A 1,798-nucleotide genomic window follows, 5' to 3' on the forward strand; every position below is an offset into this window, starting at 1 on the left:
GTTGTATTAAATTTAATAAATATTCAAAAGAATAAGGTTCATGAAAATCATCAGCATCACAAAACCCAATATAATCACCTGTTGCAGCTTCCATACCAATTCTTCTTGTCTCGAATGTTTTTTTATTCTCTTCATTTTTTAAAAATATAATATTATTATATTTTTTTTGAAACTCTTCAATAATTTTACAACTATTATCAGTAGAATAATCATCAATAATAATTATTTCTAAATTCTTATAAGTTTGATTTATTAATGAATTTAAACAACGTGATATATATCTTTCTGAGTTATAAGAAGGTACAATAACAGAAATTTTCATATTATTATTCATAACTGCTCCTAAACATATATTAATATACTTTATTTTTTATTTTATTAATTTTAGTTGTATTAGTTTTAGTTATAGGCTCTCCTTTAGAAATATTAGAATTAGGAATAAATTCTATAATATTATCATATGAAGATATTTGATCTTCTTTAGATTTATTTAAAGTATAATAAGCCTCTATCTTACCATCTTTTAGTATATCATTACTTGCATAAGCATATAATTTTGGAATTTCAGCATGATATTTATTTTTTAACCTTATTTTTAAATTAAAAAATAATATCCAAATTCTTAACCAATCTTCGCTATAAACAAATCCAAATAAAGCAGAATCAAAATTTAAAAAACCTATTCTTAATATAGCAGCATAAATATAACTTCTACGAACATATTCAAATGCAAAAATAGCAAATACAATTCTCATTTTTGACGGTATCAATACTGAATATAAATACTGATATATTTTATAATGAAGCTTTTTTATATTATACTTCTTAAAAAATTCTTTTAGTTTCTTTACTTTTTCATTAGTATAATGAGATAAACCAAAAGTTTTAAATATTCTATCTCTTATAAATGCATCTGCAATTTTCAATGGTATGTAACTTTTCCAAAAATATTGATATTGAGGATATAATGATGTGTATCTTTCTACTATATCATCAGCAAATTCTATAGCTCGACAATAATCATTATAGAGAGAATCAATATTAGATGTTTCTCTTACAGCATTATGCAGTCTATAGCAACCTACAAATTCAGGCAAAAAATATATATCTCCCAAACTAGGTGCATAGAACCTGATAGCTAAATCACCGCTCTCTTTAAATGTACTAAATAATTTATTATTTTCTATACATTCTCTGCTTGTTAAAAAAAACAATGATATAATTTCAGGGTATTTATTAGGCATAGTTACGGTTGATTGGTTAATTAAATAATCTATACCAGATATTAATTTATCATCATTATATGGAATAGTCAAATATTTGTTAATATCCTCAAAATACATTAATACATATCCTGTTACTAATACAACATTTTCATTATTTTCCATAATATTAACAGCATTAGTTATGAAAGTAGGGCTTATCAAATAATCATCATCACAAAGAAAAAATATATATTTACCTTTTGAAACCTCTTTATAAGCTCTGTATCCATTAGCATGTGCCCCTATATTTTTCTCTCTTTTTATATAAATTATATTTTTATATTTTTCAATATATTTTTTCATTAATCCATCTGTACCATCTGTAGAAGCATTATTTGCAACTATTATTTCCAAATTTTGATAATCCTGATTTAAAACACTATCTATGGCTTCTTTAAACATTGTTTTTCTATTATAGGTTGTTATTATAATAGAAACCAATGGTATATTATTATCATTCATAATAATTATTTCCTCTTAATATTTATATTTATAGCAAAAAAATATATTCTTATAATTTTTTCATATACCTC

The 1,798-nt window shown here is 22.7% G+C and carries 2 protein-coding genes; both read right to left on the reverse strand.

The window, feature by feature from the left end:
* Nucleotides 1–334: glycosyltransferase family 2 protein (locus EZH24_RS11155; RefSeq protein WP_137999181.1), on the reverse strand; the 334-nt coding region annotated here is incomplete at its 3' end.
* A gap of 19 nt (nt 335–353) precedes the next feature.
* Nucleotides 354–1,727, reverse strand: coding sequence for a glycosyltransferase family 2 protein (locus tag EZH24_RS11160; protein ID WP_137999182.1), 1,374 nt, complete (start codon nt 1,725–1,727; stop codon nt 354–356).
* Between the last annotated feature and the right edge of the window lie 71 nt (nt 1,728–1,798).

It is taken from the genome of Brachyspira catarrhinii, from assembly GCF_005518285.1.
In the GTDB taxonomy this organism is placed as follows: Bacteria; Spirochaetota; Brachyspiria; order Brachyspirales; family Brachyspiraceae; genus Brachyspira; species Brachyspira catarrhinii.

Excerpts from the sequence above, each read along its gene's own strand:
- EZH24_RS11160 (WP_137999182.1), bottom strand. The coding sequence starts at position 1,727 with ATGAATGATAATAATATACCATTGGTTTCTATTATAATAACAACCTAT.